The sequence below is a fragment of the Pseudomonas rustica genome (assembly GCF_049959085.1).
Lineage (GTDB): Bacteria > Pseudomonadota > Gammaproteobacteria > Pseudomonadales > Pseudomonadaceae > Aquipseudomonas > Aquipseudomonas rustica.
This window is the reverse complement of sequence record NZ_CP188200.1, coordinates 755564-774827: the sequence shown is the minus strand read 5'-3', so window position 1 is coordinate 774827 and position 19264 is coordinate 755564. Positions and strand designations below refer to the sequence as shown.

Below are 19264 nucleotides of genomic sequence, written 5' to 3'. Positions count from 1 at the left end.
CTATTTTTATGCGAATAATCTTGTAATTCCAACAACAAAACGACGGCGGCGCTGTTCCATGACTCTACGAATCGCAATCAATGGTTTTGGCCGCATCGGCCGTAATGTCCTGCGCGCACTGTATACCCAAGGCTATCGACAGGATTTGCAGATCGTCGCCATCAACGATCTGGGCGACAGCTCGATCAACGCCCATCTGCTCAAATACGACACCGTTCACGGCACGTTCGACGCGCAAGTCGAGCATGACAACGAGAGTCTGACCGTCAACGGCGACCGCATTGCGGTCAGCGCGATTCGCAATCCGGCCGACCTGCCCTGGGCCGCGGAAAAGATTGATGTGGTGTTTGAATGCACCGGTCTCTTTACCGACCGCGCCAAAGCGGCCGCGCATATTACTGCCGGCGCGCGCAAAGTGATTATCTCGGCCCCGGCCAAAGGCGCCGACGCCACCGTCGTTTATGGTGTGAACCACGACATTCTGCGCCAGTCGCACCAGATCATCTCCAACGCTTCGTGCACCACCAACTGCCTGGCGCCAGTGGCGCAGGTGCTGCACCGTGAGCTGGGCATTGAAAGTGGCTTGATGACCACCATTCACGCCTACACCAACGATCAGAACCTCACCGACGTCTACCACACCGACCCGTACCGCGCGCGTTCGGCCACGCAAAACATGATCCCGAGCAAGACCGGCGCCGCTGAAGCGGTGGGCCTGGTGCTGCCGGAACTGGCCGGCAAACTGACCGGCATGGCCGTGCGGGTGCCGGTGATCAATGTGTCGCTGGTGGATTTGACCGTGCAATTGAAGCGCGAAGCCTCGGCGGATGAGGTCAACGCGCTGCTCAAGGCTGCGAGCCAGCATTCGAAGATTTTGGGTTACAACACGTTGCCGCTGGTTTCCAGCGACTTCAACCACAACCCGCTGTCGTCGATCTTCGACGCCAACCACACCAAATCCAGCGGCAAACTGCTGAAAGTGCTGGCCTGGTACGACAACGAGTGGGGCTTCTCCAACCGCATGCTGGATAACTGCCTGGCGCTGTGTAACGCCGAATAAGGTTGCCTCGCTCTCCCCGTAGGAGCTGCCGAAGGCTGCGATCTTTTGATCTTGTTTTTTAAGATCAACATCAAAAGATCGCAGCCTTCGGCAGCTCCTGCATTTATCCGTGTCGATCACAAAACAATACTTGACCATTCGCATAGATGATAAGCATTATCATTCGCTCGAAATGGATCAGGTTCCCCCGTGAGTCAATCGCGCTTCAACCACGTCTTCCTCACCCAGCGTATGTCCCTGCTGCGGACGCTGGAACGGATGGTCAACAATCACAGCACCGCTGAAGACCTGCTGCAGGAAACCTACCTGCGCGTGACGCGGGCGTTGAGCGAGCGGGCCATCGATCACCTCGAGCCCTTTGTCTTCCAGACCGCGCGCAATCTGGCGCTGGATCATTTGCGTGCGCGCAAGCTGCACTCACGGACGATGGTCGATGACGTGCCGCAAGACGTCGTGCACAGCATCGCCGCCCCCGCCAGCAGCGCCGAAGACGCCGCCCACGCCGAACAAATGCTGGAGCGATTGAACGTGAGCCTCAGCGAACTCAGCTCGCGTCAGCAGCAGATTTTCATCCTCAGCCGTTTGCACGGCAACAGTTACCAGGAAATCGCGGACGAACTGAACGTCTCCCTGAGCACCGTGCAGAAAGAATTGAAACTGATCATGTCCATTTGCATCGGCGTCGCCGAACGGCATAACAGCAGCGGCGAGTTATAAGCTTCAAGCGGCAAGCTGAAAACTCAAAGTTCACACCGAATGAGCTTTAGCTTGCAGCTTGTCGCTTGAAACTCGAAACTTGCTTTGAAAAAGCCCGAGGAAACACCGTGACGGACACCCACCGCTCGCCTTCGCCTGATTCGGCGCGGGACGCTGCAGACGCAATGGACCAGGCGCTGGACTGGCTCATCGTGCTCGGCAGCCCGGACGAGGAGCAGACCCGGCAGTTCCATGCTTGGCTGGCGGCTGATCCGTTGAACGCCGAAGCGTTCGCCAAGGCGCAGGCGATCTGGGACGGCCCGCAAGTCATTCAGTGCGCGCAAAGCCTCGCGGCGAAACCGGCCAAGGTCACCTTTCTCAAGCGGTTGCGCCCGCACTGGAAACCGTTGGCCAGCGCAGCGGTGCTGATTCTCGGTCTGTTCAGTTTCAGCAACTTGCCGATGCGTATTCAGGCCGATCACTTGACGGTAGTCGGCGAGCGTCAGCGCCTGCAACTGGAGGACGGTTCGAAAGTCCTGCTCAACACCAATTCCGCGTTCTCCAGCACGATCAATGATCAGCAGCGCGTGGCGCGGCTGTATCAGGGCGAGGCGTATTTCGAGATCGCCGGCAGCCGCACTCAGCCCTTGGAAATCGATGCTGGCCCGGTCAAAGCCAGTGTGCGCGACACCGAATTCGCCGTGCGTTATCTCGATGGCGTCGCGCAGGTCAACGTCCAGCGTGGCGATGTCGATCTGCGCGCGACCCACAACGATGCCCGCGTGCGCCTGTCGGCCGGGGAAAGTATCCGCATCGGCCCTAATGGCTTCGACCGCCCGTCCAAACTTGATGCGGCGACCGATCTGGCCTGGGTGCAGGGCCGACTGGTGTTCGAGAACTGCCCGCTCAACCAGGTGCTGGCCGAGCTGCGCCGCTACTATCCGGGCTGGATCATCAACACCAACGAGCAGTTGGCCGACGTCGCTGTGACCGGCAATTATCGCCTCGATCAACCGCTCGACGTGGTGCGCTCTCTCGCCCACATCACCTCCGCGCGCTTGCAGGAATTTCCGGCGCTGGTGATCTTGAACTAAATGAGAATTATTTTTACTCGATAGCTGGAGCCCGTTCGTCTCGTTATAGCCAATGCAATTGATTCGCATCACGATGCCAATCAGCACCTATAAAGATTCGTGCGACACGGAGCGCTATCGATGTCCTCACGCCTTACCCGTCAGACTTCCCCTTCCCGCGTATTGTCGCTGCTGACCGCTGCCATTCTCATGGCCGGCACCGCACCGCTGATGGCTGCCACCGAGCAACCGGCGCGCAACATGGGTGATTACGCGTTCTCCATCAACCAGCAACCGCTGGTGTCGGCGCTCAATGCCTTCACCTCTGTGACCGGTTGGCAGGTCGGCTTGCCAGCGGAACTGGGTCAGGGCGTATCGTCGCCGGGCGTGCGCGGTTCGCTGCCGCCGGAGAAAGCGCTGGAGCGGCTGTTGGTGGGGACCAATCTGAGCTTCCGCAAGCTGAGCAACAACAATGTGGTGCTGGAAAAGCGCAACAGCAGCGGCACCCTTAACCTTGATCAGGTGACCATCAGCGCCACGCGTCAGGAACAGTCGGTCAATAGCGTGCCGGCCACCGTCAGCGTGCAGACCCGCGAAGATCTCGATCGCAACAACGTCAATTCGATCAAGGATCTGGTGCGGTACGAGCCGGGCGTTTCGGTGGGCGGCGCCGGTCAACGTGCCGGCATCACCGGCTACAACATCCGTGGTATCGATGGCGACCGCGTGCTGACTCAGGTCGACGGCGTGCAAGTGCCGGACAGTTTCTTCAACGGCCCGTACGCACAGACCAACCGCAATTACGTCGACCCGGAAATCGTCAAACGCGTCGAAATTCTCCGTGGCCCGGCCTCGGTGCTGTACGGCAGCAACGCCATTGGCGGCGCCGTCAGCTACTACACCCTCGATCCGGACGACATCATCAAGCCTGGTCAGGACGTCGGCGCCCGGCTGAAAACCGGTTACAGCTCGGCCGATGACAGCTGGCTGACCTCCGGCACCGTTGCTGGCCGCACCGGCGACTTCGACGGTTTGCTGCACCTGAGCCAGCGCAACGGTCACGAAACCGAATCCTACGGCGAAACCGGTGGCACCGGCCTGAACCGCACCGAGGCCAACCCGGAAGACGTGCGCACCACCAACGTGCTGGCCAAACTCGGCTGGAACTACGCTGACGACGCGCGCTTCGGCCTGACCTACGAACACTATAAAGATGATCGCGACACCAACCAGTTGAGCGCCGTCGGCGGCCCGTTCAACGCTGGACGCGGTTTCGGTTTCTATAAGTCGCGCACCGGCAACGACACCGTTACCCGCGAGCGTTTTGGTCTGGAACACCGCTTCGCACTGGACACTGTGCTGGCCGACAACATCAAGTGGTCGCTCAACTATCAGATCGCCAAGACCGATCAGAGCACCCAGGAAATCTACGCGCCGTCGCGCACTGTGCTGCGTAACCGTGACACCAATTACAAAGATCGCCAGTGGGTGTTCGATGCGCAGGCTGACAAGTCGTTTGCCATCGCCGACACCGATCACACCATCACCTACGGCACGACCATCAAGCAGGACAAGGTCACCGGTCTGCGCACCGGCTCCGGCACCTGCCTGACTGTCGCCGGTGCCTGCCGCGTGATCGGGGCGCCAAGCGCCGCCGACACCTTGACACCGGCCAGCGACTTCCCGGATCCGACCATCAACAGCTACAGCCTGTTTGCCCAGGATCAGATCAGCTGGGGCAACTGGACGTTCCTGCCGGGCGCACGTTACGACTACACCGAACTCAAACCGCACATCACCGATGAGTTCCTCGCCACTGCCGACCAGAGCGGTAACGGTCTGGTCAGCGACGAGAAGAAAACCTGGCATCGTCTGTCGCCGAAGTTCGGCACCACTTACAGCTTCAACGACAACTACACCTGGTACGGTCAGTACGCCGAAGGCTTCCGCACCCCGACCGCCAAGGCTTTGTATGGTCGCTTTGAAAACCTCGCGGGCGGCTACCAGGTCGCGCCGAACCCGGATCTGGAACCGGAAAAAAGCAAAAGCTATGAAACCGGTCTGCGTGGCCAGTTTGAAGCGGGCACCTTCGACGTTGCGGTGTTCTACAACAAGTACCGTGATTTCATCGACGAGAACGCCATCACTCCCGGTTACACCGAGACCACGTTCCAGAGCAACAACATCAAACACGCCACCATCAAAGGCGTGGAGCTTAAAGGTCGCCTGAACCTCGATACCTTCGGCGCACCGACCGGTCTCTACACCCAAGGCTCGATGGCGTACCTGTATGGCCGCAACGACGACAGCGGTGAGCCGCTGAACAGCATCAACCCGCTGACCGGCGTGTTCGGCCTCGGTTATGACCAGGACAAATACGGCGCACTGCTGAGCTGGACGCTGGTCAAGCGCAAGGATCGGGTCGACAGCACCATGTTCAAAACGCCTGACGGCACCAGCACCCAGTTCAAGACCCCGGGTTATGGCGTGCTCGATCTGGCGGGCTTCTACAAAGTCACCGACGACGTGACCGTCAACGCCGGTCTCTACAACCTGACCGACAAGAAATACTGGCAGTGGGATGACGTGCGCGGTTACGACAGCGTTGGCGAAGCCTCGGTCACGCAACCGGCCAACCTTGATCGCCTGACCCAACCGGGCCGCAACTTCGCGATCAATCTGGTCTGGGACATCTGATCCGGCCGACCTCACTGCGCGTGTTCAAGCACCGCGCAGTGAGGTTTTTTTACGCTCAGGCGTCTGCTTGTTCGTCTCGTTAGCAAGCGCCTCTCTTTCTCAAGGATTTCCCATGACAGCTCAAGACACCGAACAACGCCCTGCCCTGCGTTCGCAACGCTTGAACCAGATCACCAACGAGCCGCACACCAAGCTCGATGCCCTGGTGAAGGCTCACGCGCCGTTCGAGACCCGCGCCAACTTCGCCCGTTTCGTCGTCGCGCAGTACCTGTTCCAGTCGGAACTGGTCGACCTCTACAACAGCGCCGAACTGACCGCCATCGTCCCTGACCTGCCGGCCCGCTGCCGCGCTGAAGCGGCCAAGGCTGACCTCGCCGATCTCGACACCGAAGTCCCGGCCCCGGTCGCCGGCGCGGTGAAAAACCCGAGCAAGGCACGGGCACTGGGCTGGATCTTTGTGTCCGAAGGTTCGAAGCTCGGCGCTGCGTTCCTGATCAAACGCGCCGTGGCCCTGGAGCTGAGCGAAACCTTCGGCGCCCGTCACCTCGGTGAGCCAGAAGGTGGCCGTGCAGAAGGCTGGAAGAGCTTCGTGCGCACCCTGGATTCGCTGGAATTCAGCGCTGAAGAAGAAGCCGAAGTGGAACAAGGCGCGATCGACGCGTTCAACCGCTTCACCGTGTTGCTGGAACAGGCTTACGCCACCGAGGCTGAACCGGCCTGATTCCCGACACGATCCCTTGTAGGAGCAAGGCTTGCCCGCGAAAGCGTCAGCCCATTCAACATCATCGTTGACTGACACACCGCCTTCGCGGGCAAGCCTTGCTCCTACAAGGGCCCGCGTAAGTCTGTAAGATCTCCATTCCGCTTCAGAAGCATCCCGCCGAGCCCATGCCGCAACCAGCCTCCTCCAAACTCGCCCGCGTGCTGTTCGGCCTCCTGGCCTACGTCAGCCTCGGCATCGGCCTGATCGCCATTGTCGTGCCCGGCCTGCCGACCACCGAGTTCATCCTCCTCGCCGCCTGGGCCGCCACCCGCAGTTCGCCGCGCCTGAGTGCCTGGCTGGAAAACCATCGCCTGTTCGGGCCGATTCTGAGCAACTGGCGCAACGGCAAAATCATCGCGCGCAAAGCCAAAGTCAGCGCGACGGTAAGCATGTTGCTGTGCGCGACGTTGATGTTGGTCGTGCTGGATCACGGCTGGCCGATCTATCTCGCGATTGCCGGGATGGGGTTGGGGAATCTGTGGATCTGGTCGCGCCCGGAATCGATTCCTGTTTAAGCCACACCGAGTTTCTGTGTGAAGAACTTTTGTGGTGAGGGGATTCTGTGGCGAGGGGATTTATCCCCGATTGGCTGCGAAGCAGCCACAGTCCAGAAACCCTGATTTTTCCGACAGAACCCATTCTCAGGTTTTGGGCCCGCTTCGCAGGCCATCGGGGATAAATCCCCTCACCACAAGTGCCCTCCCAAACACGCAAACACTTCCCTGAAATTGCTCTGATTTCCAGCACTTTCCCCTGCGCAAACGTTTAGCGCTGACCGTTCGTCGGCGCGCGCCTCATGCCTTTTCGCCTCGCGCCGATGAGCATTCATGGCGCTGAATGGATTTGGCGAACCGGGTAGTCCATACCCGCAAGCCAACCGTTTATCCATTCGCGAGATCGCCCCATGTTCGACTCTCTGTCCATCCGCCTGAAAATCGTCCTGCTCTCCGGCCTGTGCCTGCTCGGTGTGGTCGCGCTGATTGTTGGCATGAACATCTACCAGACCAACCAGAACGATGAACTGGTCAGCAACTCCAGCAACCAACTGCTCACCGCCAGTGTGCAAAACCTGCTGCAAGCCAAAGCCGCCGAACAAGCGGTGCGGGTGCAGAAAACCTTTGGCGAAAGCTTGTTGGTGATTACCGCGCTGGCGGATCAGATCAAAGACATGCGCGTGATGGCCGCCAAGCGTTCGCTGGACGCCGGCGCCCTGCGCGAAGAGTTGAACCAGAGCCTGAAAACCGCGTTCGAGCGCAACGATAAAGTGCTCGGCATCTGGCTCGCCTTCGAACCCAACGGCCTCGACGGCAAGGACAGCGAGTTCGCCAACGACGCCGCGCGCCAGTCCAACGAAGCCGGACGGTTCGCGACCTATTGGAGCCGCGCGGCCGGCGCCTCGCTGAACACGATCATGGTCGAAGAAGACCTGACCAAAACTACCCTCAGCGTCAGCGGCACGCCGTACAACAGCTGGTACACCTGCCCTCACGACAACAAACGCACCTGCTTGCTCGATCCGTACGCCGACACCGTGGGCAATAAGGAAATGCTCATGACGACCATTTCCGTACCATTGATTGTCGACGGCAAAGCGATCGGCGTGGTCGGTGTCGACATCGCCCTCGACGCGCTGCAAGCAGCCGCCGTCGAGTCGCAACGCAACCTCTTCAACAACGCCGGGCACATGCTCATCGTCTCCGGCAGCGGCGTGCTCGGCGCCGACAGTTCGGACGCGGCCAAGGTCGGCAAAAAGATCAACGACACCCTCGGCGCTAATGGCCAGGACGTACTGCAACTGCTCGCCTCCGGCACACCGAAAATCCTCGAACAGGGCGACCTGATTCGTGCGGTGTACCCGGTCGACCCGATTGGCAACTCGCGTGCGTGGGGCGTGGTCATCGACCTGCCGAAACAAGTGCTGCTGGCCGACTCGGTCAAGCTGCAAGCGGTGCTCGATGATGCCCAGGAAACCGGCGTGCTCACCGCGCTGTTGGTGGCTGTGGTGGCTGGTGTGGTTGGCCTGCTGCTGATCTGGCTGACCGCGTCTGGCGTTACCCGTCCGATCAACAGCGTCGCCGAGATGCTGAAGAACATCGCCAGCGGTGAAGGTGATCTGACCCAGCGTCTGAACTACAGCAAGAAAGATGAACTGGGCGAACTGGTGAACTGGTTCAACCGTTTCCTCGACAAGCTGCAACCGACCATCGCGCAGATCAAACAGAGCATCACCGAAGCGCGCGGCACCGCCGACCAGTCTTCGGAAATCGCCCGTCAGACCAGCGAAGGCATGCAGGTGCAGTTCCGCGAAATCGATCAGGTCGCCACCGCGTCCAACGAAATGAGCGCCACCGCCCACGACGTCGCCAACAGCGCGTCGAACGCAGCCAACGCCGCGAAAGGTGCCGATCAGTCGGCGAAGGACGGCATGTCGATCATCGAACGCAGCACCCGCGACATCAATCAATTGGCCGATGAAGTCAGCAAAGCGGTGACCGAAGTTGAAGCGCTGGCGGTCAACAGCGAGCAGATCGGTTCGGTACTTGAAGTGATCCGCAGCATCGCCGAACAGACCAACCTGCTCGCGCTCAACGCGGCGATTGAGGCGGCCCGTGCCGGTGAGAGTGGACGCGGTTTCGCCGTGGTCGCCGACGAGGTGCGTAACCTCGCCAAACGCACGCAGGATTCGGTGGAAGAGATTCGCGTGGTTATCGAACGTATTCAGACCGGCACCCGTGGCGTGGTCGCGACCATGCATTCGAGCCAGACTCAGGCGCACAACAACGCCGGGCAGATTCGTCAGGCCGTGGATGCGCTGGGCAAGATCAGCGACGCGGTGACGGTGATCAGCGACATGAACCTGCAGATTGCCAGCGCGGCGGAACAGCAGAGCGCGGTGGCCGAAGAGGTTAATCGCAACGTTTCGGCGATTCGCACTGTGACCGAGACCTTGACCGGACAAGCCACCGAGTCGGCGGCGATCAGCAGCCAGCTCAATGCACTGGCGAGCCAGCAGATGAAATTGATGGATCAGTTCCGCGTCTAGACCCTCACCACACAAACTTGTAGGAGCAGAGCTTGCTCGCGAAGAGGCCGTCACATTCAACATCTTCGTCGACTGACACACCGCTTTCGCGAGCAAGCTCAGCTCCTACAAGAGCCTTCATCTAATCCCGTGACGTTTTGCACTATCATCGCCCTCTCGCTCCGGAGGGCCTTCGATGACTGATTTACTCACGTCCATTCAAGCCGCACTCGGCTTGCCGCACACGCCGATTGCGTTCACCGCCAGTGGCGCCCTGCCCTCGGCCTTCGCCGTCACCGATCTGGCCTGCGCCAGCATCGCCGCTGCCGGGCAAGCCATCAGCGAACTCTTGCAGCAACAAACCGGCCACCTGCCCGCCGTTGCAGTCGATCGTCGTCTGGCCTCGTTCTGGTTCTCGTCATCACTGCGCCCGATCGGCTGGCAAGTGCCGCCGCTGTGGGATCCGGTCGCCGGTGACTACGCAACGCGCGACGGCTGGATTCGCCTGCACACCAACGCCCCGTACCACCGCGCCGCCGCTGAACGCGTGCTCGGTGCCTGCGCCGACCGCGCGGTGATGGCGGCGAAAGTCGCGCAGTGGGCGAGCACGGAGCTGGAGCAAGCGGTGGTCGACGCCAAGGGTTGCGCCGCCGAAATGCGCAGTTGGGCGCAGTGGCAACAGCATCCGCAGGGGTTGGCGGTGAATGCCGAACCGCTGGTGCACTTCATCGCTGATCAGGATGAATATGCGAAATCGTGGCAAGGCTCCGTGGAACGCCCATTGGCCGGGATCAAGGTGTTAGATCTGACGCGCGTGCTCGCCGGCCCTACCGCCAGTCGTTTCCTCGCGGGGCTCGGTGCTGAGGTTTTGCGCATCGATCCGCCGACCTGGAACGAGCCCGGCGTCGTCCCGGAGATGACCTTGGGCAAACGCTGCGCACGGCTGGATTTGCAGGTTCCGGCGGATCGCGCGGTGTTCGAGAGTCTGCTGAAAGACGCCGACATTCTGCTGCACGGTTATCGCGCTGATGCGTTGGAGAATCTTGGTTTCGGCCTCGAACACCGTCGCCAATTGGCGCCGGGGCTGATCGATGTCTGCCTCAACGCTTACGGCTGGAGCGGCCCGTGGCAGAACCGTCGTGGCTTCGACAGCCTGGTGCAAATGAGCAGCGGCATCGCCGAGGCCGGGCAGCGCTGGAAGCACGCGGACAAACCGACGCCGTTGCCGGTGCAGGGGCTGGATCATGCGACCGGCTATTTGATGGCGGCGAGTGCGATCAGGTTGCTGACTGAGCGGTTGCGGAATGGACATGGTGGTTCGGCACGGTTGTCGTTGGCGCGGACGGCGAGGTTGTTGATCGAACACGGGGCCGGAATAGCCGAAGCGTTGCGTGCCGAGGATGAACAAGACCAAGGGTTGCCCTTGGAACAAACCCCATGGGGGCCAGCACATCGGTTGCTGGCGCCCGTGAAGATCAGCGGCACACCGTTGCAGTGGGCGTTGCCTGCCGTGGACTTGGGTTCACACCAACCTCAGTGGTGAATTTTAAACCGCTATCGCGAGCAGGCTCACTCCTACAGTTGACCGCGTTCCAACAGTAGAAACGCGGTCAACTGTAGGAGTGAGCCTGCTCGCGATGAGGACTGAATTGGCCACGCAAATTCCGGATCAATCACCACGACTCAAAGACGCCCATAACACCTGCGCCGCATACCCACGATAAGGCCGCCAACCCTCCGCCCGCACAGCCAATTCCCGCGCCGTCGGCCGCTGTCCTTCCAGCACTTCCAACGCCCGCAACAACCCGACATCGCCATGGGGAAAGCCATCCAGATCGCGCAACTGCCGCAGCGCAATGTACTGCGCCGTCCACTCGCCAATCCCGTGCAACGCCAGCAACCGCGCCACCCCGCCTTCGCGATAAGGCTCAAATAATGCTGGATCATCAAGCAACGCCTGCGCCACGCCCGACAGTGTCCGCCCTCGACTCTTGGGCATCCCCAACGCCGCCAAATCCGCCTCAGCCAACACACTCGCCTCAGGAAACACGTAACTCAAACCCGGCACCGTCGATTGCAACGGCACGCCATACTGAGCCACCAATTTCCCCGCCAAGCGAATCGCCGCCAGCACGGTAATCTGCTGCCCGAGCACAGCACGAAACGCCAGTTCCAAACCATCCCACGCCCCCGGAATGCGCAACCCCGGACGCTCGGCCATCAACCGCGCCAGCAGCGGATCCTGCGCAAGATGCCCCTGCATTACCGCCAGATCCGCATCCAGATCGAACATCCGCCGCAACCGCCGAACAATCTCCGGCAGCGCCTGCGATTCAGGAAAATCCACTTCAACCGCGAGCGAATCAGCAGCACCGGGCCACACTGAAACCGTGCCATGCACCCCGTTCAACCCGATGCTGCGCGAATACACGCCATCGACCACGGTCTCCATCCCGACCACCGCTCGCGCCGCGAGAAAACCCAGCATCGCCTCCCAGTCATACGGCGGTTGATAGTCCAGCGCCAACCTCACAACGACAGCATGCCGCTGTACAAGCCATACGCCGCCAGACCCGCACCGATGATGACGACGGTAAAGATGCCCTTCTCAATAGAAGTGAAAATCGGCTCGCCCTGCTCATGTTTGGCCTTGGCAAACAGGATCACCCCCGGCGCATACAGCAGCGCCGACAGCAGCAAATATTTCACCCCGCCGGCGTACAGCAACCACACCGCATAACCCAGGGCGATGCCGCCGATCAGCAAATCCTTGGTGCGTTCGGCCGAGGCGTGTTCGTAGGTTTCGCCACGCCCGCTCAGCAGCACGGCATACGCCGCCGACCACAGATACGGCACCAGAATCATCGACGAGGCCAGATAAATCAGGCTGGTGTAGGTGCCCGCCGAAAACAGGGTGATCAGCAGGAAAATCTGGATCATCGCGTTGGTCAGCCACAACGCGTTCACCGGCACGTGGTTTTTGTTTTCCTTTTTCAGGAACGCCGGCATGGTTTTGTCTTTGGCCGTGGCGAAGAGGATTTCTGCGCAGAGCAGCGCCCACGACAGCAGCGCACCGAGCAGCGAGATCGCCAAGCCGATGCTGATCAGCAATGCGCCCCATGGCCCGACGATGTGTTCCAGCACCGCTGCCAGCGAAGGGTTTTGCAGGTTGGCCAGTTCCGGCTGGCTCATGATCCCCAGCGACAGCACGTTGACCAGCACCAACAGCGCCAGCACACCGATAAAGCCGATCACCGTGGCGCGGCCGACGTCGCTGCGTTTCTCCGCGCGCGCCGAGTAAACACTGGCGCCTTCGATGCCGATGAACACGAACACCGTGACCAGCATCATGTTGCGCACTTGATCCATGACATTGCCGAAGTTCGGGTTGCTGGTGCCCCAGATGTCGCGGGTAAAAATGTCGGCCTTGAAGGCGACGGCGGCGATGACGATGAACATGATCAGCGGCACGATCTTCGCCACCGTGGTCACCTGATTGATGAACGCTGCCTCTTTGATCCCGCGCATTACCAGAAAATGCACGCACCACAACAGCACCGAAGCGCAGCCGATGGCGATCGGCGTATTGCCCTGACCGAACACCGGAAAGAAGTAGCCGAGGGTGCTGAATAAAAGGACGAAATAACCGACGTTACCCAGCCAGGCGCTGATCCAGTAACCCCACGCCGATGAAAATCCCATGTAGTCGCCGAACCCGGCCTTGGCATAGGCGTAGACACCGGAATCCAGTTCAGGCTTGCGGTTGGCCAGGGTCTGAAAGACGAACGCCAGCGTGAGCATGCCGATCGCGGTGATGCCCCAACCGATCAATATCGCCCCGGCATCGGCCCGCGCCGCCATGTTCTGCGGCAGCGAGAAAATCCCCCCACCAATCATCGACCCCACCACCAGAGCGATCAACGCGCCTAGGCGCAGCTTTTGCGTCGGTTGCGACATTCAAATCTCCCTTCCTGATCAACGAATTCTCAATTTCCAGCCAAACCTCAGGATCCACCCAAACCCCAGATGCACCGAACCCCTCACCACAGGTTTATGACTTAACTAACTAAATGGGTAAAGAGTAAGTACGTTTATTAGATAACGCCAACAAATGCCCATTTATATATAGCCGATCACGCTAACGCCTAGCACGCTCAGACAATTTTGTGCGCTGATCCTAATAAATCAATTCTGTACTGAAAACAGACGCGGAAAATTTGCCAATCCGCCAAAACGAACTAGCGTCATAATTCGAAAGTAATAATAGCCATTCCTAAGCATGTAGCCACAAAGCGTCTAAATCGGGCTTCGCAGACGATAGCTTTATGCCTTCAGCCGATTCATAAGTCATTCATTAACAATGGAATGTGACCATGCACTGATCTAAGTCAGCTAACTGAACAGACAACAGAACTACGCTGTGATCTCTCTTCTCCTGCAATGGAGTCATGCAATGTCTGAAGCTCCCGGAAAACTACGACTCGGTGCACTGGTTGCGTTGGTAGTCGGTTCAATGATCGGTGGCGGGATATTCTCTTTGCCACAAAACATGGCCGCCAGCGCCGACGTTGGCGCCGTGCTGATCGGTTGGGCCATCACCGCTGTCGGCATGCTCACCCTCGCTTTTGTCTTTCAAACCCTCGCCAATCGAAAGCCTGATCTGGACGGCGGTGTCTACGCCTACGCCAAGGCCGGTTTCGGCGATTACATGGGTTTCTCGTCCGCCTGGGGTTACTGGATCAGTGCCTGGCTGGGCAACGTCGGTTACTTCGTTCTGCTGTTCAGTACCCTCGGCTACTTCTTCCCGATTTTCGGTGAAGGCAACACTGTCGCAGCCGTGATCGGCGCCTCGGTGCTGCTGTGGGCCGTGCACTTCCTCGTCCTGCGCGGAATCAAGGAAGCAGCGTTCATCAACCTCGTGACCACGGTCGCCAAGGTTGTGCCGCTGGTGCTGTTCGTTCTGATCGCGATTTTCGCCTTCAAACTGGACATCTTCACCGCCGACATCTGGGGCATTAAAAACCCGGATCTGGGCAGCGTGATGAACCAGGTGCGCAACATGATGCTGGTCACCGTGTGGGTGTTCATCGGCATCGAAGGCGCGAGCATCTTCTCGGCCCGCGCGGAAAAACGCTCGGACGTCGGTAAAGCCACCGTGATCGGCTTCATCACCGTGCTGCTGTTTCTGGTGCTGGTGAACGTGCTGTCGCTGGGCATCATGACTCAGCCGGAACTGGCGAAACTGCAGAACCCGTCGATGGCCGCCGTGCTTGAGCATGTGGTCGGTCACTGGGGCGCGGTGCTGATCAGCGTCGGTCTGATCATTTCGCTGCTGGGTGCGCTGCTGTCGTGGGTGCTGCTGTGTGCGGAGATCATGTTCGCCGCCGCCAAAGACCACACCATGCCGGAGTTCCTGCGCAAGGAAAACGAGAACCACGTACCGGTCAACGCCCTATGGCTGACCAACGCGATGGTGCAGATTTTCCTGATCATCACCCTGTTCTCGGCGAGTACTTACCTGTCGCTGATCTACCTCGCCACTTCGATGATTCTGGTGCCGTATCTGTGGTCGGCGGCGTATGCGCTGCTGCTGGCGGTGCGCGGCGAAACTTACGAAGGCTTTGCGGCCGAACGGCGCAAGGATCTGATTATCGGCGGCATCGCGCTGATCTATGCGGTGTGGCTGCTGTATGCCGGCGGGGTCAAGTACTTGCTGCTCTCGGCCCTGCTCTACGCACCTGGCGCGATCCTGTTCGCCAAAGCCAAGCTGGAACTCAAACAACCGATTTTCACTAATGTCGAGAAGCTGCTTTTCGCCGCGGTGATCGTGGGTGCCCTGGTGGCAGCCTACGGTCTCTACGACGGCTTCCTGACGCTGTAATACCCGACTAATTTGTCATCTGGAGGATCACTGAAATGACCACGGAAAAAGTTAAGTACGGCGTACATTCCGAAGCCGGCAAACTGCGCAAAGTCATGGTTTGCTCCCCAGGTCTGGCCCACCAGCGGCTGACCCCGAACAACTGCGATGAGCTGCTGTTCGACGACGTGCTCTGGGTTGCCCAGGCCAAGCGCGACCACTTCGACTTCGTTACCAAGATGCGCGAGCGCGGCATCGATGTGCTGGAAATGCACAACCTGCTGACCGACATCGTCGCCATCCCTGAGGCGCTGGACTGGATTCTTGAGCGCAAGGTCACCGCCGATTCGGTGGGCCTGGGCCTGATCAACGAAGTCAAATCCTGGCTGAAAAGCCTCGAGCCACGGCACATCGCCGAGTTCCTGATTGGCGGCGTGTCCGCTGATGATCTGCCGGACAGTTTCGGCGGTAAGACCATCCAGATGTTCCGCGACTTCCTCGGCCATTCGAGCTTCATTCTGCCGCCGCTGCCGAACACTCAGTTCACCCGCGACACCACCTGCTGGATCTACGGTGGCGTGACGCTGAACCCGATGTACTGGCCAGCGCGACGTCAGGAAACCCTGCTGACCACCGCCATCTACAAATTCCATCCACAGTTCACCAACGCCGAATTCGAAATCTGGTACGGCGACCCGGACAAGGATCACGGCAGCTCGACCCTTGAAGGCGGCGACGTCATGCCAATCGGCAACGGCGTGGTGTTGATCGGTATGGGCGAGCGCTCGTCCCGTCAGGCCATCGGCCAACTGGCGCTGAACCTGTTCAAGAACAAAGCCGTGGAAAAAGTCATCGTTGCCGGCCTGCCGAAATCCCGCGCGGCGATGCACCTCGACACCGTGTTCAGCTTCTGCGACCGCGACCTCGTGACGATTTTCCCGGAAGTGGTCAATCAGATCGTCGCCTTCACCCTGCGACCTGACGAAGGCAAACAGGGCGGCATCGACATCCGCCGCGAAGAAGGCACTTTCCTCGACACCGTGGCCAAGGCCCTCAATCTGAAAGCGTTGCGCGTGGTGGAAACCGGCGGCAACAGCTTCGCCGCTGAACGCGAGCAATGGGACGACGGCAACAACGTGGTGGCCGTTGAACCGGGCGTGGTCATCGGCTACGACCGCAACACCTACACCAACACCCTGCTGCGCAAGGCCGGCGTGGAAGTCATCACCATCAGCGCCGGTGAACTGGGCCGAGGCCGTGGCGGTGGCCACTGCATGACCTGCCCAATCGTGCGCGACGCAATCGACTACTAAACCTCTGAGCCCTGGCCGTCACTTATAAAGTGCGGCCAGGGGGATAACCGACACCGAAGGAGATCCATCATGGCTTTTAACATTCACAACCGTAACCTGCTCAGCCTGGAACACCACACCCCACGTGAGCTGCGTTACCTGCTCGACCTGTCCCGCGACCTCAAACGCGCCAAGTACACCGGCACCGAGCAACAACATCTGAAGGGCAACAATATCGCCCTGATCTTCGAAAAAACCTCGACCCGCACCCGTTGCGCGTTCGAAGTGGCGGCGTATGACCAAGGCGCCAACGTCACCTACATCGACCCGAACTCTTCGCAGATCGGTCACAAGGAAAGCATGAAAGACACAGCCCGCGTGCTGGGTCGCATGTACGACGCCATCGAGTACCGTGGCTTCAAACAGGAAATCGTCGAAGAGCTGGCCAAGTTCGCTGGCGTGCCAGTGTTCAACGGTCTGACCGATGAATATCACCCGACACAAATGATCGCCGACGTGCTGACCATGCGTGAGCACGCCGACAAGCCGATTCACGAAATCAGCTACGCCTACCTTGGCGATGCGCGCAACAACATGGGTAACTCGCTGCTGCTGATCGGCGCCAAACTCGGCATGGACGTGCGCATCTGCGCGCCGAAAGCCCTGTGGCCTCTGGATGATCTGGTTGAGCGTTGCCACAAATATGCCGAAGAAAGTGGCGCACGCATCACCCTGACCGAAGACCCGAAAGCGGCGGTCAAAGGCGTCGACTTCATCCACACCGACGTTTGGGTGTCGATGGGCGAGCCGGTGGAAGCCTGGGCCGAGCGTATCCAGCAACTGCTGCCATACCAGGTCAACGCCGAGCTGATGAAAGCCTCCGGCAACCCGCGCACCAAGTTCATGCACTGCCTGCCGGCATTCCACAACAGTGATACCAAAGTCGGCAAGCAAATCGCCGAACAGTATCCGCACCTGAAAAACGGCATCGAAGTGACCGACGACGTGTTCGAGTCCCCAGCCTGCATCGCCTTCGAGCAAGCGGAAAACCGCATGCACACAATCAAGGCGATCCTGGTCTCGACCCTCGCTGATCTGTAACTGAAATAGCTCCCACTGAAGGAACCGGTTCCAAAGGTGGGAGCGAGCCTGCTCGCGAAAGCGGTGGGTCATTCAACAGAGATGTCGACTGATCTGACGCCTTCGCGAGCAGGCTCGCTCCCACAGGGGATCCCGGTTCCGGCAGGAAGATCGAGTTGTTCGCCTCTCCTCTGATTAGAAGGACATGCACCATGCGTATCGTCGTAGCTCTGGGCGGTAACGCCCTGCTCCGCCGTGGTGAACCGATGACCGCTGACAATCAGCGCGCCAACATCCGCATCGCCACCGAGCAAATCGCCAAAATCCATGCCGGCAACCAACTGGTCATCGCCCATGGCAATGGCCCGCAAGTCGGCTTGCTGTCGCTGCAAGCGGCGGCCTACACCTCCGTCACCCCTTACCCGCTGGACGTGCTCGGTGCTGAAACCGAAGGCATGATCGGCTACATCATTGAACAGGAACTGGGCAACCTGCTCGACTTCGAAGTCCCGTTCGCCACCCTCCTCACTCAGGTTGAAGTCGACGCCAACGACCCGGCGTTCAAGAATCCAACCAAACCGATCGGCCCGGTTTACGACAAAGCCGAAGCGGAAAAACTCGCTGCTGAAAAAGGCTGGGCGATTGCACCGGACGGCGATAAGTATCGTCGTGTGGTGGCCAGCCCACGACCAAAACGCATCTTCGAAATCCGCCCGATCAAGTGGCTGCTGGACAAGGGCAGCATCGTGATTTGCGCCGGGGGTGGCGGGATTCCGACCATGTATGACGAGAACCGCAACCTCAAGGGTATCGAAGCGGTGATCGACAAAGATCTGTGTTCGTCGCTGCTCGCCGAGCAACTGGAAGCGGATCTGCTGGTAATCGCCACCGACGTCAACGCGGCGTTTATCGATTACGGCAAACCAACGCAGAAAGGCATCGCCGAAGCGCATCCGGATGAACTCGAGCGCCTCGGTTTCGCCGCCGGTTCAATGGGGCCGAAGGTGCAGGCAGCCTGCGAATTTGCGCGCCATACTGGCAAGGTCGCGGTGATCGGTTCGCTGGCGGACATCGAAGCGATTGTCCAAGGCACCGCCGGTACACGCGTGACCACAGCGAAGCCTGGCATCACTTACCGATAATTAGAAACGGCGGGGGCAGGCCCGGGGTCTGCCCTTGTTCAATGCCTTGAAAGGAGTTCCTCATGGCCCAGTTTGAACCCGGTCATTTGCACATCGAGCGGCATGCGTTGACCGACGATGACGTCAATTACAACGTCTGCCTCGACTATGAAGTGTTCACCGATCCGCAAAAAGGCAAAGGGATACAGTTCACCCTGCACGGCAATATGCAGGGCAAGGACATGAAGGAAACGTTTTTCCTGCCCAAGGAAGAGGCCTACAACTTCGCCCGCGACGTGACCCGGATCGCCGAAAAATACGGGATTCCCAAGACGCACAGCCAGATCGGCTCGGTGCACAAACATTACGACCTGATGTTTGAAGACATCCGCAAACAGCTGAACATGCAGTCCGGGGATCCGGTTAATCCTGAGCATTTCGAGTAACCGTCAAGATCAAAAGATCGCAGCCTTCGGCAGCTCCTACATCGATTGATCGTTCCCACGCTCTGCGTGGGCATGCCGCCACGGACGCTCCGCGTCCGCTTTGACGCAGAGCGTCACGGGATGCATTCCCACGCGGAGCATGGGAACGATCAGC

Annotated in this window: 15 protein-coding genes and 1 pseudogene; 14 read left to right on the top strand and 2 right to left on the bottom strand. The window is 59.6% G+C overall.

Annotated elements, in window-relative coordinates; all coding sequences use genetic code 11:
- Positions 1–58: 58 nt before the first annotated feature.
- From gap to ACP3TY_RS03660, 9 genes and pseudogenes are all read left to right on the top strand, one after another.
- Positions 59–1060 carry a type I glyceraldehyde-3-phosphate dehydrogenase gene (gene gap / locus ACP3TY_RS03700; protein ID WP_053123028.1) on the top strand — a complete coding sequence of 334 codons (1002 nt, stop codon included), beginning with the start codon at positions 59–61 and terminating at the stop codon, positions 1058–1060.
- Positions 1061–1249: 189 nt separating this feature from the next.
- Positions 1250–1777, top strand: a complete 528-nt coding sequence (locus ACP3TY_RS03695; protein ID WP_053123030.1) for an RNA polymerase sigma factor — start codon at positions 1250–1252, stop codon at positions 1775–1777.
- A 107-nt stretch (positions 1778–1884) separates the two neighbouring features.
- A complete protein-coding gene (locus tag ACP3TY_RS03690; RefSeq protein ID WP_426619263.1) occupies positions 1885–2850 on the top strand; it encodes a FecR family protein in 966 nt (321 codons plus the stop codon).
- A gap of 120 nt (positions 2851–2970) precedes the next feature.
- Entirely contained in the window at positions 2971–5526 is a 2556-nt protein-coding gene (locus tag ACP3TY_RS03685; protein ID WP_400649644.1) for a TonB-dependent receptor, read from the top strand.
- A 112-nt stretch (positions 5527–5638) separates the two neighbouring features.
- A complete protein-coding gene (locus ACP3TY_RS03680) occupies positions 5639–6247 on the top strand; it encodes a biliverdin-producing heme oxygenase (protein ID WP_159812518.1) in 609 nt (202 codons plus the stop codon).
- Positions 6248–6414: 167 nt separating this feature from the next.
- Complete coding sequence (locus ACP3TY_RS03675) at positions 6415–6804, top strand: YbaN family protein (protein WP_426619262.1); 390 nt, start codon at positions 6415–6417, stop codon at positions 6802–6804.
- Between the two features lie 389 nt (positions 6805–7193).
- Positions 7194–8426 (top strand): annotated as a pseudogene (locus tag ACP3TY_RS03670) (cache domain-containing protein); the annotation flags it as partial.
- 150 nt (positions 8427–8576) lie between these two features.
- Positions 8577–9332 carry a methyl-accepting chemotaxis protein gene (locus ACP3TY_RS03665; RefSeq protein WP_401242094.1) on the top strand — a complete coding sequence of 252 codons (756 nt, stop codon included), beginning with the start codon at positions 8577–8579 and terminating at the stop codon, positions 9330–9332.
- Positions 9333–9507: 175 nt separating this feature from the next.
- Positions 9508–10854: a CoA transferase gene (locus ACP3TY_RS03660; protein WP_426619261.1), complete on the top strand. Its 1347-nt coding sequence runs from the start codon at positions 9508–9510 to the stop codon at positions 10852–10854.
- 126 nt (positions 10855–10980) lie between these two features.
- On the opposite strand, the gene ACP3TY_RS03655 is transcribed toward ACP3TY_RS03660, so the two are convergent.
- Together ACP3TY_RS03655 and arcD (ACP3TY_RS03650) are read right to left on the bottom strand one after the other, a co-directional pair.
- Positions 10981–11844 (bottom strand): DNA-3-methyladenine glycosylase family protein, encoded by an 864-nt coding sequence (locus tag ACP3TY_RS03655; RefSeq protein ID WP_426619260.1) that lies wholly within the window; start codon positions 11842–11844, stop codon positions 10981–10983.
- The gene (gene arcD, locus ACP3TY_RS03650) at positions 11841–13268 is read right to left on the bottom strand and encodes an arginine-ornithine antiporter (protein ID WP_053123047.1); all 1428 of its coding nucleotides are present in this window, start codon (positions 13266–13268) and stop codon (positions 11841–11843) included. The genes ACP3TY_RS03655 and arcD (ACP3TY_RS03650) overlap by 4 nt, the downstream gene beginning before the upstream one ends.
- Before the next feature lie 496 nt (positions 13269–13764).
- On the opposite strand from arcD (ACP3TY_RS03650), the gene arcD (ACP3TY_RS03645) reads away from it, so the two are divergent.
- The 5 genes from arcD (ACP3TY_RS03645) to ACP3TY_RS03625 all read left to right on the top strand — a co-directional run bounded on the left by arcD (ACP3TY_RS03645) (position 13765) and on the right by ACP3TY_RS03625 (position 19110).
- Positions 13765–15192, top strand: a complete 1428-nt coding sequence (gene arcD / locus ACP3TY_RS03645; RefSeq protein ID WP_053123050.1) for an arginine-ornithine antiporter — start codon at positions 13765–13767, stop codon at positions 15190–15192.
- A gap of 35 nt (positions 15193–15227) precedes the next feature.
- Complete coding sequence (arcA, locus tag ACP3TY_RS03640; protein WP_053123052.1) at positions 15228–16484, top strand: arginine deiminase; 1257 nt, start codon at positions 15228–15230, stop codon at positions 16482–16484.
- Between the two features lie 69 nt (positions 16485–16553).
- Entirely contained in the window at positions 16554–17564 is a 1011-nt protein-coding gene (locus ACP3TY_RS03635) for an ornithine carbamoyltransferase (protein WP_053123054.1), read from the top strand.
- Positions 17565–17755: 191 nt separating this feature from the next.
- Entirely contained in the window at positions 17756–18685 is a 930-nt protein-coding gene (arcC, locus tag ACP3TY_RS03630; RefSeq protein WP_053123056.1) for a carbamate kinase, read from the top strand.
- 62 nt (positions 18686–18747) lie between these two features.
- The gene (locus tag ACP3TY_RS03625; protein WP_053123058.1) at positions 18748–19110 is read left to right on the top strand and encodes a DUF5064 family protein; all 363 of its coding nucleotides are present in this window, start codon (positions 18748–18750) and stop codon (positions 19108–19110) included.
- The last annotated feature ends 154 nt before the right edge of the window (positions 19111–19264 follow it).

Coding starts and splice junctions, on each gene's coding strand:
- gap (WP_053123028.1), top strand. CDS start 59: ATGACTCTACGAATCGCAATCAATGGTTTTGGCCGCATCGGCCGTAAT.
- ACP3TY_RS03685 (WP_400649644.1), top strand. CDS start 2,971: ATGTCCTCACGCCTTACCCGTCAGACTTCCCCTTCCCGCGTATTGTCG.
- ACP3TY_RS03680 (WP_159812518.1), top strand. CDS start 5,639: ATGACAGCTCAAGACACCGAACAACGCCCTGCCCTGCGTTCGCAACGC.
- ACP3TY_RS03675 (WP_426619262.1), top strand. CDS start 6,415: ATGCCGCAACCAGCCTCCTCCAAACTCGCCCGCGTGCTGTTCGGCCTC.
- ACP3TY_RS03665 (WP_401242094.1), top strand. CDS start 8,577: ATGCAGGTGCAGTTCCGCGAAATCGATCAGGTCGCCACCGCGTCCAAC.
- ACP3TY_RS03660 (WP_426619261.1), top strand. CDS start 9,508: ATGACTGATTTACTCACGTCCATTCAAGCCGCACTCGGCTTGCCGCAC.
- arcD (WP_053123047.1), bottom strand. CDS start 13,268: ATGTCGCAACCGACGCAAAAGCTGCGCCTAGGCGCGTTGATCGCTCTG.
- arcD (WP_053123050.1), top strand. CDS start 13,765: ATGTCTGAAGCTCCCGGAAAACTACGACTCGGTGCACTGGTTGCGTTG.
- arcA (WP_053123052.1), top strand. CDS start 15,228: ATGACCACGGAAAAAGTTAAGTACGGCGTACATTCCGAAGCCGGCAAA.
- ACP3TY_RS03635 (WP_053123054.1), top strand. CDS start 16,554: ATGGCTTTTAACATTCACAACCGTAACCTGCTCAGCCTGGAACACCAC.
- arcC (WP_053123056.1), top strand. CDS start 17,756: ATGCGTATCGTCGTAGCTCTGGGCGGTAACGCCCTGCTCCGCCGTGGT.
- ACP3TY_RS03625 (WP_053123058.1), top strand. CDS start 18,748: ATGGCCCAGTTTGAACCCGGTCATTTGCACATCGAGCGGCATGCGTTG.